Raw genomic sequence first — 13,928 nt, 5'->3', positions numbered from 1 at the left:
CCGCATGAGTGTGCCACTCGGTCACGGAACGGGACGACCGAGAGGCCGTCGGCTGGCTCTGCGCTGACCGGAGTTCACGGATTCGACCGTCCGTTTGCTAGTCGGCAGCGGATCGTGGAATGGAAATAGTTATTTAATACTCTGCGGCCTTTCTTCATTGAAGCTAGCATGAGTGGCACTTTAGGCGATGCTGTCGTCGTCGCACTGGATCACGGGCTACACTGGGGGGTCTTCGACGGGTTCGAAGACCGCCGCGCGACGCTCGAACGCGTCCTCGAAGGCGAACCGGACGGAGTCCTCGCCAGCGTTCCGTTCCTCGAGCAGTACGAAGACGTGTTCGCGGAGTACCCCGACGTCTACAAGATCGGCACGCTGGATATCATCCACGACTCGACGCTCCCGGGTCATCAGGGCGCGAACGAGATCCACCGACAGGCGTTCAGCCTCGAACAGGCCGACCGGGCCGGGGCAGACGCGGTCAAGGTGTGTGTTATTTACGGGCGCGAAAACCCGGACGTCCTCGGGGACAACCTCGAATTCGCCGCCCGGGTCGCGGCCGAGGGGCGGAACCACGACCTCTCGGTCGTCCTCGAACCGACCCTCTGGGGGCCCCGCATCACGGACGACCTCGACGCGTCGTTCATCGAGCAAGCGGGTCGGATAGGCTCCGAACTCGGTCCGGACATGCTGAAGCTCTACTACCCCGGTAGCTCGGAGGCGTTCGAGCCGGTCGTCGCTAATTCCCCGTGCCCGGTCTACGTCGCCGGCGGCCCGAAGGCCGAGCGCGACCACGACGTCCTCGAGATGACTGAGGGAGCCGTGGCGGCCGGATCGGCCGGCCCTATCTACGGCCGGAACGTCTGGCAACACGACGATCCTGCCGGCATGGTCTCGGCGCTGAAAGCGATCGTTCACGACGGTGCGACCGCTGAGGAAGCGCTCGGTCGCCTTGAGTAGACCATGGGTTTCGACGAGCCGTTCTTCCAGATCAACTACAAGCTCTACCCCGAGACCGGGGGCGAGGACGGACTGCGGTTCGCGGAGACGGCCGAACGGGTCGCCGACGAGTTCGGCGTCACCTTTGTTCTCTCCCCGCAGACGCCGGACATCAGACTCGTCGCCGAGGCCGTCGACCTCCCGATCCTCGCCCAGGGGATGTCGCCGCACTCGCCGGGACCGGGACTGGGGCACGTCTTGGCGGAGACGATCCACGAGGCCGGTGCTGACGGCGTCATGATGAACCATCCCGAGTTCAGAGAACAGACGGACGAACTGTACGAGAAGATAGGACGATGTCGCGAAGTGGGACTCGCGTCCGTCGTCTGCGTCGACGGCGTCGAGTTCGGCAAAGCCATTCTCGAATGGGAGCCGGACTGGGTCGTCTTCGAGCACCCAGAGCTACTCGGAACGACGACGTCACTCACGGAGACCGACCCGCGATCGGTCACGGAGTTTCGAGAACTCGTCGCCGAGCGAAGCCCGCAGACCGGGGTATTCCTCGGAGGTGGGATCTCCTCCGTGTCGGACGTCGAACGGGCGCTCGAACTCGCCGACGCGACCGGCTCTGCGTCCTGGATCTCGAAACGCGTCGATACCGAAGAGAGAGAAGCGACACTGCGGGAGATCGCTGCGGTTCTCCAGCGATTCTCGAAACCCTGAACCTATCCAGCCGAAATCAACGAAGCGGCGTAATACGGCGTGCAAGGGTGGTATCAGACGTGAACCGCCTCCGGTCGTGATAGTAGTTCAGACGCGAGGGAGAACTTCAGATTCCATCATCTCGATAAAGGCGGACTGGTCGGGACTGCCCGAGTGGATCTCGACCTCGTCGAACCCGGCGTCGCGTGCTGCTTCCAGTTCGGCTCGAATCTCCTCGGGGTCGCTCGTCACGACCCAGGTATCTGTCATCCCTTCGAGCGGTAGCTCGCGGCCCTCTTCCTCGATGATCCGCGGGTCCGGGATCTCGGCGTCGAATCCGACGGCGGGGATCCCGCGCCAGAAGCCGATACTCTCGAGCGCCTGCTGGTAGTCCTCGTCGTACGAGACGAGGAGCTGTCTGATCCGCGTTATCTCGTCCGGGTCTCTCCCGACCTCCGCCGCGCCGTCTTCGAGGGCCGGAACGAGCACCTCCTCGTACCGTTCGTTGTCCACCAGCGTCAACAGTCCGTCAGCGTACCGGCCGGCGACCCGGGTCGTCTTCGGCCCGTTCGCGGACACGAACAGCGGGACGCGTTCGTCCGGTCGCGTGTAGAGGTTGAACGTGTCGACGCTCCAGTAGTGCCCGTCGTACGTCGTGAAGCCCCCGTCCCAGAGTCGGGTGATGATCTCGCAGGCGTCGATCAGGCGCTTGCGCCGCTCGGGGTACGCCGGCCACTCGTAGTCGAGGGGCACCTCGTTCATCGACTCGCCCGTCCCGAGGGCGACGTGGACCCGTCCCGGATACATCGCTCCCAGCGTCGCGAACACCTGTGCGATCGTTCCCGGATGATACCGAGCGATCGGCGGCGTGACGCCCGTCCCGATACGGACGGAATCAGTCGACTCGAGCGCTGCGCCGAGCCACGGCCACGCCGCGCCACACTGCGCGTCCGTGTGCCACCAGGGATGGACGTGGTCGCTCGTCCAGACCGTATCGAAGCCCGCCTCCTCGACCAGTGACGCGTGCCTGAGAAGCGTCGTCGGGTCGTACTGCTCGTGGGCAGTGAAGTAGCCGATTTCCATGCTCGGATGGTCTCGATTCGTCCAACGCCAATTTATATCTTCGCTCCTGCCAAGGACGTCGTTGTCGAGTTGCAGGCTCGCGATTTTACCGAGTAGACGGGATGGTACTCGTTGCTTCCAATTCGCGCTTTCAGTAGTGTGGACGGCAGTCCGGGGATCACAGGAAGGCCCGGACTACGATAGGAACAACTTGCTCCCCGAGAGCATAGATTTATTGTGATGGTTGGTGTTCTCACTCGCTGTGAGCAGTACTAGCGATCCGTCCAGCGACCGGATAACCGTCTCCAGAGAGAACCCGTGGTATTTCGAGTATCAGGGAGAGCCGGTAATTCTCATCGGTGGGTTCGAGGACGACAACCCGTTTCAGTGGACCGGCGACGAACTGACCGACGCACTCGACCTCTTGGAATCGTGCGGCGGGAACTTTCTTCGGAACGTCCTCACCTATCGCGACGAGGGGAACGTCCCTCCCTTCGCGGAAGTCGACGATGGGACGTACGATCTCGACGAACTGAACGAGGAATTCGAGGACCGACTCGTTACATTCCTGGAGGAGACACAGGAGCGTGACATGGTCGTCCAGATCACGCTTTGGGATCGGTTCGACCACGGTCGGTGGTCGGACATTCCCTGGAATCCGGATAACAACGTGAACTATTCGGAGGACGAGTTCGGTCTCCCCGCAGATGACGATGTCGACATCGGAGACGCGTCGAACTTCTACAATTCCGTCGCGGAGGGCAACGACCTCCTGCTGGGCTACCAGGAGCAATTTGTCGAAGCCATCCTCGATCGCACGCTCCCGTTCGGTCACGTGATTTACAACATCAACAACGAATCCAAGTCACCTCCCTCGTGGGAACGTCACTGGTTAGAGTTCGTCCAATCGTACGCTGCGGAGCAGCTGGCCTCGGGAGAAGACCAAAGCCACGAGCACCGAGGCGACCGAGCGACAGCGGTGCACGACTGGCCCGTCAACGTCACGGCGATGCGGTTGAATCCCGGTGAGACGGTTTCACGGATGCTCGGGAACCCCGATCTCTATTCGCACGTCGAGATCTCCCAGAACAATCAGAACGCCGAAGGAGCGACTGGACAAGACCACTGGGACAACATACAGACTTGGCGAGAAGAACTCTACTCACACGACGCGGTTCGCCCGTTGAGTAACGAGAAAATTTACGGCTGCGTCGAAAGTGAGCAGGGGGACCGGCAGACGTGGGCCGCGGGAACGGCAGACGAGGCGATTTCACACTTCTGGCGGAATTTACTCGGCGGCTGCGCCAGCGCCAGATTCCACCGGGGCGAAAGCGGATGGGGACTCGGGCTTCGAGAGTTAGTCCAGCGACAACTGGAGTCTGCGCGGATGGTGATCGACGAAACCGATTTCGTCGAAGCCGCCCCGTCAAACAGTCTCCTTCGTGAGAGAGATACGGACCACCACTTCGAATTCGCCCGAGAGGACGACGAAGCGTACTGTGCCGGCAACAGGTCTGCTGGCGAATACATCGTGTACTTCCGGTCTGGCGGTCGCGTGCCGTTCGATGCAGCCGACACGTCCGGATCGTTCACTGTACGATGGCTCAAAGTCGACGACTCCGAATGGGTCGACGAGTCGAGTATCGATGCCGAAGACGACGAACTCGAACTGGAACCGCCGTCAGACGACAGGTGGATCGCTGTCCTCCGCGAGGAGTAATCGATTCCCGCGATCGAAACGTCGGTGTCCCGCTCTGTCGGAGAATTTGAAACGGTTTTCACATCGGCTGGGGCGTCCCATGTCAAGTGGCGATCTCCGTCAAATTCTATTGAAGCATCAGGTCGAGTTGCTGCCGTCGTTCGGCTGCTCGGTCGCGCTCGCGTTCCAGCGCCGTGACGAGCCGGTCAGACATCGCCTCGAATCCGACGTCGACGTCGTCCGGGAAATCGTCGAAGAACTCCTGATTCACGTCGGTACAGGTCGCTTTCCAGGACTCGTCGAGTTCGCTCGCCCCGTGAACAGCCCCGACGACGTAGCCGACGAGCGCGCCGATCGTGTCGCTGTCTCGACCGAAGCTGGCCGCCTCGACGAGCGCGCGATCCGCCGTGGTCCCGCACAGCGACAGCAGACCCACTGCCGCGGGAAGCGATTCGATGCTGCTCGCGCTGAACACCTGGCCGTCGTAGTACTGTGCTCGCCCCCACTTGACCGCAGGCCATCGCCAGTCGAGGAGTTCGTCGTAGAATCGCTCCCGGAACGACGAGACGTCGTTACTTTCGACTGCCAGACCGAGCGAGAGGTCGATCGCGCGGTGGAGGATGTCCGGTGAATACTCGACGATCGTCTCGACGACGTCGTCGACGCTACTCTCCGGTTCGATAGCGGTAGCGATTCCCGCAGCTACCGTCGCCGCGGCGTCCTGTTCGATCCCGTCCTGGTTGATCGCCGCGAGGTTGTACCCGTCTTGGTACGCTTGGCGCGGATTCCCGGCGTTGATGACCCCGATGGGTGCGATCGACATCATCGCTGTGCCCGCCGAGACAGTCCCGCGCCCCGTTCGCCAGGGGTTCATTCCCGCCGCGAGTTTCTTGGCCATCAGTTCTTCCGGAACCCAGACGCGGTCCGTGTCGAGAAACCGCTCGAGCGTGTCCGCGTACTCCCGGGGAGTGATACGGCCGCCGTTCTCGACGATCGACAGGCAGAGGTAGTGACACATGACCGTGTCGTCGGTGATCGAACCCGGCTCCCCTTCGGCGTGGGGGTTATCGTACGCGCCGAACTCGTCGACCGCCCCGTACTCCGCAGCGATGTTTTCGTGCGACCACCCCTCGACCGTGGCACCGAGCGCGTCGCCGATCGCACCACCGACCAGGCAACCGTACACGCTGTCGTGGATATCGTCAGTCATTCATTCCCCTCCGTCGAGCTTGTTTCGCGCCGTCTTCGCGAATCGCTTCACGATATTCGCGTCAGTCTTCGCGAATCGCTGTGCTTTCGTCCCCGAATACGGGTCTTCGAGCGGTTCTTCGGAACTGATCACGCCGAGTGACCCGAGCAGCCTTTCGCCCCCGGTATCCCAGATAGGAGCCGCGATACCGCGTATCGACGGTTCGAACTCGGCCTCGTCGTACGCGAAATCGTTCTCTCGGATCTGTTCGAGCTCTCGCCGCAACTCCGCTTCGGACGTGTTCGAACACTGGGAGTCCGAATCGAATTCGACGTCCGCCAGGAGCGCTTCCCGACGGTTCTCGTCGACGTTCGCCAGGATCACCTTCCCGAACGCGGTGCAGTGAGGCTCTCTCGCCTTCCCGACGAGGTTCCGTTCTCCCGCCGAATCACCGGCCTCGCTCTGGTAGACGTAATAGATCTCGTCGTTCTGTTCGACGGCGAGCAGCGCCAGCTTGTCCGTTTCAGCAGCCAGGTCATCGACGACAGTGCGCAGGGGATGTACCAGCTCCGTCTGTTCGATCGCCGCCCTCCCGTACGTGGCGAGACCGAGTCCGGCGAAATACTCGCGCTCTCTCTGGACGATCAGTCCACACTTCCGGAGTGTTTTCATGTAGTAGTGGGTCTTCGCCTTCGACCAGTCGAGCTCCTCTCTGACCTCCGTCTGTGTCATGCCGCCGTTCGAGATCACCAGTTCGATGATCGACATTCCGTTTTCGATGGAGGTGATCGTCTTGTCTGACATCCCTCGGTCTTGTCCGTTACAACACGGCGCATCACTTTATGTTTTCCACATTATTGAACTGCGGATCAGTTCCGACCTACGGGGCAGATTCCTCCGGGGGGTCGATGACGTCGGCACCGAACGGCCACGAGAGATGCGAAGGCGAGCGTCGGTTCGCCGCTGGCCGCAACCCCAATGAGCCGCTGGACAGACGCCGCGAGTCAATCGCGAGCTACTCCGTCGCGTTCAGCTGCATCGAGATGGTTCTCGAGGAGCACGACGTCGCTGTCGGTGTGTTCGAGGAACGCGCCGGCCGATCTGTCGGCGACGCACCCCCGCACGACGGCGTCGGCGCCGTCAAGGCGCACGACCGGCCGGTCGGGATCGGGATCGGGGTCTTCGACGTTGGTCAACTCCACCTCGCTGGCGCGCTCGACGTCGAACGCCGGTGTCTCCTCGGCGTCGACGCTCACGTCCCGGAGGTCGAACCCGTCGACGTTGGCGGCCCGGACGCCGCGGTCCGCGCCGCGGACCCTCACGTTCGAGAGGCTGACGTCCTCGACGGGCATTTCCGGCAACCCCCTGATCGTCGTGACGTCGGTAGTCCCGTCGATGGTGATGTCCGAGTAGTGCATCTCCCGCAGCCGCGGCGTCTCCTCGGTCACCGGCCGAGGTTCGTCCGCACCGCGACCCTGGTAGAACATCGTGGCGATGAACGCCGACCGTTTCAGGTCGCGCATCACCAGGTTGGTCGCCCGAATGTTCTCGACGACGCTCCCCCGACCGCGCTCGGTCTTGACACGCAGGCCGTTGTCCGTGCCGTCGAACACGCAGTTCGAGACGGTGACGTTGCGCACGCCGCCGGCCATCTCCGAGCCGATGACGACCCCGCCGTGACCGTGGTACATCGTGCAGTTGGTGACGACGACGTTCTCGCAGGGTTCACCCACCCGGCGGCCGTCTTCGTCGTATCCCGACTTGATGGTGATGCAGTCGTCCCCCGCGTCGATATCGCAGTTCGAGATGCGGACGTTCCGGCACGAGTCGGGGTTGATGCCGTCCGTGTTCGTGGAGTGTTCGGGATTCCGGATCGTGACGTTGTCGATGGTGACGTTCTCGCAGTAGACCGGGTGGACGGTCCACGACGGCGAGTTCCTGATTTCGATGTCCCGTATGAGGACGTTTTGACTATCGTAGATGTTGATCATCCGTGGACGAGGGCAGTCGAGTCGCCCGGGGTACTCGAGATCCCGGCCGACGGCGTCCGGGTACGCATCGCGGTCATCGTGGAAGGCCTCCCACCACACCTCGCCGCGCCCGTGGAGCGTCCCGCTGCCGGTAATGGCGACGTCCTCAAGGTCGTGACCGGTCAACAGCGACGCGTACACGTCCCGCTCGACGCCCTCCCAGCGCCCCTCGACGGCGGGGTACTCGTCGATGTCCTCGCTCCCAAGTAGGATCGCCCCTCCCTCGATCCGGATCTCCACGTGTGACCGGAGGAGCAGCGGGCGCGTCACGTATTCGCCCGCTGGCACAACGACCGTTCCGCCGCCGTCCTCGGCGGCTGCGTCGATCGCTGCCTGGATGGCCGCGGTGTCGTCCGTCTCCCCGTCACCGACCGCACCATACTCTATTGCGTCGTGTCGAGCCATGCTGTATCGCGCTAAAGGCGGAAAGTTAACTGTTCGTCTTCGAAGGCGTCGTGTTCTACTACGTCCCGCGAGCGAACACGAGCGCCGGAGGTATCGACCTCGCCGTCGGTTTTGAGGAACGCATGTCAGTCATCCAGTTGGAAGGGTCACTCGACGCGTCGCGCTCGGACGGCCATGTAGTCGTCGCCGGGAAGTTCGACCTCGTCCCCGCCCGAGTGCGTCCCCCCGAGTGGTCTGATCGTCATCTCCCACGGGTCGACGACCTCCAGTTCGAATTCGCCGTCGTCGGGCAGGTCGAACGACCACAGCGAGGGCTGGTAGAACCGGAAGTAGAACAGGTAGTAGTCCTCGTTCGCGTGGGCGCCCCACGGCGGCCGATCTGTCTTCATCGAGATGGGTTCGAGCGGTCCCGGCGCCTCCTCGACCAGGTCGCGCAGAAATTTGATCCGGTCGGGACTCGAGCCGTGTAGATCGCCGCCGTGGGACCACCACAGGATGTCCTCCGGGTGGCGGTAGGTCTCGCCGTGGCCGACGTAGCCGCCACCGGTCACCCCGAGCCAGAACTGGTTCATCATGTAGTGACCGGAGATACTGCCGAACGACTTCTCGATGTCGCCCTCGTAGCCGCACTCCTCGTTGACGACCGGCTTCTCGTACTCGTCCACCCACTGGGCCATGTCCTGGTGTTCACGCTCCTGGATGCTGCAGTGGGTGACCCACGGCTTCTCGAAGTCGTACCACTCCGAGAGGTGATGCACCGACCGGAGGTGGTCGTAGGGGTCCTCTTCCTGAACCACCTGGAAGTAGTGGTCGAAGTCGCTCTCGTCCTTGTCGTCGAAACGGTCCCACTCGTTGGCCAGCGACCACCAGACGTTGCGGTAGGGGGCTAGTCGCGCGATCACGTACTCGAGGTACCGGTCGTCCGCCTCGTCTCCCATGTCCGAGTAGCCCCACTTGTCGTAGGGATGGAAGAGGATCACGTCCGCCTGGATACCCAGGTCCCGGAGTTGTGCGACCTGGTCCTCGAGGTGCTGGAAGAACTCCGGGTCGGGTCGGTCGAAGTCGGGATCCCCGGACGCGCCGCCCTCGAAGGGGTGGCGGACCGGTTCCCGGCGGTTGTAGGTAAACCACTTCGGGAAGACGCACATCCGGAGCTTGTTGAACGGTGCCTCGGCGAGCGTCTCGAGCGTTCGCTCCTGAACCGCCGGGTCCTGGTGCGTCCACGCGTAGCAGGTGGTCCCGAACGAGGAGTGTCGAGTGCCGTCGGCGTGCTCGAAGTGGTGCGTATCCGCGACGCGGACAGGCCCGCGGTTGCCGTCGCTGGCCTCGGTGCAGACGAACGACCCCTCGATCCCGTCGAGGGCGGGCTCCGAACTCTCGGTTCGATACGTCCACTCCCCGGGCGTGTCGGGCATACAGCGGACCGCGTACTGTCCGTCGCCGTCGTAGAATCCTCGGGCGGTAACCGCCTGGTCGCCGTCGCTGAACTCGGCTTTCAGTGTGACATCGGTGTAGGGGTTTCCATCGGACGGGCCTGTAAGATCGAGCTGGAATATGTCCCAGCGCTCCACCTCTTGGGATGCACTCATCGTGACTGTTCTGAAGTGCGCCGACCCCACTACTTAAATACTTTGTAATATATTAGTAATTTTCGGAGCTAGTCGATCAGAGACGGACGCCGCCACGTACCTACCGAGACGGACAGTCGTTCGAGCGTGAGCACCCGGTTACCACCAGTCGGCGTCGTGAACTCGCGCCGGCCTCCGTCGACCCGCTCCCGGTCGAGCCACACTCCGCTCGCTGGATCGTACCACCGAACGTCGAACTCGTCTGCGGGGAGGTCGGGGTGTAGTCGACTGAGGGTCGTCTCGCACGTCAGTGGTTTCGGGGTTGTCGGTGGCCGGATTGGCGAAGTACGCCACGTACAAGCGGTCGTCGTGAGAGCAGACCACGCGTTCGGGTTCGTCGACGTCGGGCTCGGCATCGGCGTCCTCGCCGCCTTCGGTGCCGACACGGGCTCGATCTCCGGCCAGAAGTGGTACGTCTCCGCGATCCGGATGGGGCTGGCCGGCCTCGTCGTCGCGCTGATCAGCCTCTTTCTGCCCGGCTAGGACCGCTGGTCGCCGGATCCGCGCTCTCTCTCTCGAGCCGGCCGACGAGCACGAGCGTCGCCGGCGTCCGCATCGCCGGTGGACGGCGAGAACCAGCGACCGCAGTGACGCCTGCGCGTACTCCGTCCTCGGTCCGGATCACAGATCGTTGCGCCCGAGCGTTTGGTTATGATTTCTTATGTTTTCGGAAAACTATGCATATAATTATATTAGCATCCACATTTCACCTCTACCTGAGTAGTACCATTCTGTCTGTGTCGGACCTGGGTATCATTCTACAGTCGGGCGCATATTCTCGGATGAACTTGGAAATACGTCCACATTTATGAAATACTTTGGGCGCTGTGGCAAGGATTCGAAATAAATTGAGCCGAGATCTGTGTGGTCCTGTATTTCCACACGAGACAATTCAAATCGTCGGATTCCGGAGTCAGATGTCGTAGCAGTCGATCGATTGTTCGCCACTCAGACATCGGTTTCCAATTGATATCAGGATCTAGTACTGAATGGAGATCTGCCATACCTGTGGGACTCTACCGTTACACTTCCGCTTCCAGCGGCTCGACGGTCGCAGGTTCGTACCGACGATGCGTCCGCGTCGTGACCGTGAATCCCGGTACGGACCGGTAGATTGTTTGACGAGTTCCGCTACTGCGAACGGCCCCATCGGTAGTTCCGCGGCGCGCCCTCAGACAGTGCCGGTTGACGACGGCGCCCCGACAGCGAACTGCCCTCAACGATCCGGTCGCCATCTCCCGGTTCCGTCGTCGAACGCGCGGGGTAACCAGACCGACATATCTACACACAGATATCCCGATCCCCTCATCACCTCACTACCGCTGCGTTTCTGCAGACGGCTATGTCCCCGTGTGTGCCAGTCGATACGGCGTAGATTACCCGATATCGCCGAATTCACCGGGGTTTACGGTCTCCTCGACTTAGACTTCCTGTGGCTGAAACTTCCCGTTCCCTTGTGGGGAACTGAACTGTGATGTTCGATAGCGCCTGCCACTATCATCGTGTAGCCGCTATCTGACGGCTTCTGTCCGCCAGCAGCGTTCAAGACGTCCGACGGCGGGGTTTAGTAACTACCAATAGAGACGCAATTAATCCGGATTACAGACTTACTAATGTAATCTCCGACACGGGCTCCGAGACGGATCGGGCCACCGTCCGGCGACAGTTTCGCAAGACGGGGACTGTTTTGATACGGGCGTGCAAAGAGTTCCCCAGAGAGGAACAAAACCATTGATATCGGACTATTTCTTGCCGTGAGGGGCCATATCGTTCCGGATACTGCCTCTCGGTAGTTCACTTCGGCCCAGTATGTGGTCTGAGACCGGTTCTAAGCAGTGATTCGGCACACGGGAATCAGAGCCGATAGCGAAAATGTAGCTGCGGACTTCGCCCTGTGCGACCAGCGGTCCGGTTGCAGCGACGCCGCAGTGTCCCGTCGACGGCCACGGAGGGGGTCCTGCTGGCCGGCGGACTACCCCGCGAGCGGGTCAGGAAGGTGCGTTTCGATATCTCGGTCGGCGGCGAGCGCGGATAACTCGTCGGCGACGGCCGTCTCGATGGAGATTCCCTCCTCGCGACGCTGCTGACGGGCGCGATACTCGGGTTCGCCGGGGAGGAGCACCTCCCCGTCGTCTTCGATGGGTTCCGCCGACCGGAGATGCGCGGCCAGCCGGGCGGCGCGCTCGATGAGGTCGTCGCGCGTCGTGAACACGGTCGGGTCGATGGCGATGAAGGCAGCGCCGTTACCGTTCCAGTCCTGGCGCTCCTCGGAGGAGACCGGACCGTCGCCGACGATCGAGGCGAAGAGCTCGGCCATGGTCGCGAGACCGAACCCCTTGTATCCGGTCGCCCGCCCGCCGAGCGGCAGGAGCGCTCCCTGGCCGTCCTCGAAGTCGGCCGCGTGCGCGACCGGCTCGCCGGACTCGGAGATCGTCCACGCGTCGGGGAGCCGTTGCCCGGACCCGTCGCGTTCGATGATCTTCCCGTGGGCGACCTGGCTCGTCGCGCCGTCGTAGATCAGGTCGAACGGGAGCGCGTCGAACGTCGGGACGCCGAACGTCGTCGGATTCGTCCCGAGTCGCCTGTCGGCCGTCCCCGGTGGCGCGATCCGCTGGGAGCCGCCCTGGAGGTTGACCCACGACGAGAACAGCAGGCCCTCCCCGGTGACCCGCTCGGCCCACTCGCCGATGCGACCGAGGTGTCCCGAGTCGCGGATCCCGACGACCCCGACGCCGAGCTCGCCGGCCGTCTCGACGAGCAGGTCGACCGCTCGCTGTCCCGTGAGCTGCCCCATGGCCGCGCCGCCGACGACCTGGTGGAACGACCCGGCCGACTCGACGGTCGGCTCGGCCGTCGGGTCGATCGTCTCGGAGACGAAGTCGTCGGCGTAGTAGGGGATCCGGACGACGCCGTGGGAGGAGTGGCCGACCAGCTCCGCGTCGACGAGCGACGACGCGACGATCTCGGCCGTCCCCGGTGGCGTCCCGTACGATTCGAGGGCGCGTCGCGAGAACGATTCGAGGCGCTCCGCTTCGACGACTGGCATGGGTCGACCAACGCGCGGCCCCACGGTAAATGTGAGGGTCCGCTCCCCTCAGACCGCGAACCGCTCCAGCACGTCCTCGTCGACCTCGATCCCGAGGCCGGGTTCGTCGCGGATCTGTACCGAGTCGCCGTCGTTGGTGATCGGGTCGGCGGCGAGGTCCTCGCGGATCGGGTTCGGCGTCCGATCGAACTCCAGCATGGGGTCGCCCGGCGTCGCGGCGATGACCTGGAGGCTGGCCGCGAGCGCGACCGCGCTCCCGAACACGTGGGGGACGCACTGGACGTTCGCGCTGTCGGCCAGCGTGGCGACGCGCCGGGCCGAGGTGATCCCGCCGGCGCTGGTCACGTCGGGCTGGAGGTACTCGACGCCCGTCTCGCGGGTCACGCGCTCGAACTCGTGCCGGAACGCCCAGCACTCGCCGCCGGCGAGCGCCACGTCGACGCCCTCCGCGAGGTCGGCGTAGTAGTCGACCGCCGGGCGGACCGGTTCCTCGAAGAAGCGAACGTCGTACGTGTCGAGTCCGCGCGCGACGCGGCGCGCGTCGGCCAGGTCGTACGCGTGGTTGGCGTCGACCATCAGCGCCACGTCGTCGCCGACGGCCTCGCGGACGGCCGCGACCAGTTCGAGGTCCTCGTCGGGCCCCCACGGGAAGTGTCGCGCGAGGCCGATCTTCTGTTTGAGCGCCGTGAACCCGGCGTCGACGTGGTCCCGTGCCTCCGCGGCGACGATCCGCTTCAGTTCCGCCAGGTCGTCGACGTCGCGGAAGAAGTGTCCCGTCGCGTAGGCGCGGACCTCGTCGCGCCGCCGGCCTCCCAGCAGCCGGGAGACCGACCGTCCGACCGACTTCCCGTAGGCGTCCCAGAGCGCGATGTCGACGCCGCTGACGACGCTGGCCGGGACGTACGAGTGGTACGACGACCGGAGTTCGAACACCAGGTCGTCGTGGACCTGTTCGACGTCGTCGACGCGCCGACCGACCAGCCGCGGCGCGACGTACTCGTCGATCATCTCCCGGTTGCCGGCCGCCGGCCCCCAGCACTCCCCCCAGCCGACGACCCCATCGGTCGTCTCGACCCTGACGAGGCAGTACTCCCGGCTGTCGATCCACTTCTGGGCGTTGGCGAAGCGCTCGTCGAGGTCGCGACGGAGGACTCTCGTCTCGATGTCCGTGATCTCCATGTGTCCGGATCTGACTCCGGGGGCAATAAACGCTGGTGCGACGGCGCATCTC

At 63.5% G+C, this 13,928-nt stretch carries 11 protein-coding genes; 4 read left to right on the top strand and 7 right to left on the bottom strand.

The genetic code is table 11. From position 1 onward, the window contains the following. Positions 1–168: 168 nt before the first annotated feature. Both PSC72_RS02815 and PSC72_RS02810 read left to right on the top strand, forming a co-directional pair. Positions 169–957, top strand: a complete 789-nt coding sequence (locus PSC72_RS02815; protein WP_274324383.1) for a class I fructose-bisphosphate aldolase — start codon at positions 169–171, stop codon at positions 955–957. A gap of 3 nt (positions 958–960) precedes the next feature. Next, the gene (locus tag PSC72_RS02810) at positions 961–1,659 is read left to right on the top strand and encodes a triose-phosphate isomerase (RefSeq protein ID WP_274324382.1); all 699 of its coding nucleotides are present in this window, start codon (positions 961–963) and stop codon (positions 1,657–1,659) included. Between the two features lie 87 nt (positions 1,660–1,746). Here PSC72_RS02810 and PSC72_RS02805 read toward each other — a convergent pair whose 3' ends face one another. Further along, a complete protein-coding gene (locus tag PSC72_RS02805) occupies positions 1,747–2,721 on the bottom strand; it encodes a TIGR03557 family F420-dependent LLM class oxidoreductase (RefSeq protein ID WP_274324381.1) in 975 nt (324 codons plus the stop codon). Between the two features lie 241 nt (positions 2,722–2,962). On the opposite strand from PSC72_RS02805, the gene PSC72_RS02800 reads away from it, so the two are divergent. Beyond that, the gene (locus tag PSC72_RS02800; RefSeq protein WP_274324380.1) at positions 2,963–4,420 is read left to right on the top strand and encodes a DUF6298 domain-containing protein; all 1,458 of its coding nucleotides are present in this window, start codon (positions 2,963–2,965) and stop codon (positions 4,418–4,420) included. Between the two features lie 106 nt (positions 4,421–4,526). Here the strand turns inward: PSC72_RS02800 and PSC72_RS02795 are convergent, their stop codons facing one another. From PSC72_RS02795 to PSC72_RS02780, 4 genes are all read right to left on the bottom strand, one after another. Next, positions 4,527–5,609: an ADP-ribosylglycohydrolase family protein gene (locus PSC72_RS02795; protein WP_274324379.1), complete on the bottom strand. Its 1,083-nt coding sequence runs from the start codon at positions 5,607–5,609 to the stop codon at positions 4,527–4,529. Beyond that, positions 5,610–6,392 carry an IclR family transcriptional regulator gene (locus tag PSC72_RS02790; RefSeq protein ID WP_274324378.1) on the bottom strand — a complete coding sequence of 261 codons (783 nt, stop codon included), beginning with the start codon at positions 6,390–6,392 and terminating at the stop codon, positions 5,610–5,612. It abuts the gene before it with no gap. Positions 6,393–6,592: 200 nt separating this feature from the next. Further along, complete coding sequence (locus tag PSC72_RS02785; RefSeq protein ID WP_274324377.1) at positions 6,593–8,023, bottom strand: glycoside hydrolase family 28 protein; 1,431 nt, start codon at positions 8,021–8,023, stop codon at positions 6,593–6,595. A 146-nt stretch (positions 8,024–8,169) separates the two neighbouring features. Beyond that, entirely contained in the window at positions 8,170–9,612 is a 1,443-nt protein-coding gene (locus PSC72_RS02780; protein ID WP_274324376.1) for a DUF5060 domain-containing protein, read from the bottom strand. A gap of 348 nt (positions 9,613–9,960) precedes the next feature. Between PSC72_RS02780 and PSC72_RS02775 the strand changes: the two genes are divergently transcribed. Then, positions 9,961–10,134 carry a hypothetical protein gene (locus PSC72_RS02775; protein WP_274324375.1) on the top strand — a complete coding sequence of 58 codons (174 nt, stop codon included), beginning with the start codon at positions 9,961–9,963 and terminating at the stop codon, positions 10,132–10,134. 1,489 nt (positions 10,135–11,623) lie between these two features. Here PSC72_RS02775 and PSC72_RS02770 read toward each other — a convergent pair. Then, positions 11,624–12,697, bottom strand: a complete 1,074-nt coding sequence (locus PSC72_RS02770; protein ID WP_274324374.1) for an Ldh family oxidoreductase — start codon at positions 12,695–12,697, stop codon at positions 11,624–11,626. Between the two features lie 48 nt (positions 12,698–12,745). After that, positions 12,746–13,876 carry a mandelate racemase/muconate lactonizing enzyme family protein gene (locus PSC72_RS02765; protein ID WP_274324373.1) on the bottom strand — a complete coding sequence of 377 codons (1,131 nt, stop codon included), beginning with the start codon at positions 13,874–13,876 and terminating at the stop codon, positions 12,746–12,748. Between the last annotated feature and the right edge of the window lie 52 nt (positions 13,877–13,928).

The organism is Halosimplex aquaticum (assembly GCF_028747785.1).
Lineage (GTDB): Archaea > Halobacteriota > Halobacteria > Halobacteriales > Haloarculaceae > Halosimplex > Halosimplex aquaticum.
Note: the sequence above shows the minus strand (reverse complement) of the source record. Positions and strands in the feature narration are given on the sequence as shown.